This is a genomic window from Kitasatospora sp. NPDC054939 (assembly GCF_053610105.1).
The window spans coordinates 1-544 of record NZ_JBSGXP010000067.1 but is presented as its reverse complement, the minus strand read 5'-3'; the positions used below and the strand labels follow the sequence as shown (position 1 = coordinate 544).

The window sequence follows — 544 nt, the reverse complement described above, 5'->3', positions numbered from 1 at the left end:
GCCGCCGCGGGTTGGTCCCGGGGGCCCCCCGGGGTGGGTGCCGTCCGGAAGCCCTCCCGGACGGCACCGACCGCGCCCGTCGCGTACCGGCCCCGAGGGCATCCTCGTCGGCCTGGCCGAGCAACTCGGCTGACGGGCCCGCCGCAGGGGCTGTCAGTGGTGCTGCTGGTACTCGGTGCCGGTGTCGAAGAAGGCGTCGAGGTAGTCGTCCGGCTCCAGCGGGCTGTCCCGGACCAGCGAGAACACCTCGACACCCGAACCCGGCGCGTCGAACAGCCGGAACGACTGGGCGAGACCCAGGTACGCGAACTCGTTGTCGGCCGCGTACGTCCCCGCCTCCGCCTCGGCGAGGGCTATCGCCTCGTCGGCCGACGGGGCCTGCCAGAGCGTGGTCCGCTCCTCGTAGGTCTTCCCGTCGTCCGTGGCGTTCCACCCGAACACGCATCGAACCGCGTACCAGTCCACGTCCTGCTCCCTCTGCGTTGCGCCGTCGGAGCATTCTCCTTCGCCGGGCGCGGAGCGGAACCCCCGGGATGCCCGTGAA

Annotated in this window: 1 protein-coding gene; it reads right to left on the bottom strand. The window is 72.4% G+C overall.

The genetic code is table 11. From position 1 onward, the window contains the following. Positions 1–153: 153 nt before the first annotated feature. Positions 154–465, bottom strand: coding sequence for a hypothetical protein (locus ACWGB8_RS20180; protein ID WP_452214887.1), 312 nt, complete (start codon positions 463–465; stop codon positions 154–156). Positions 466–544 lie beyond the last annotated feature (79 nt).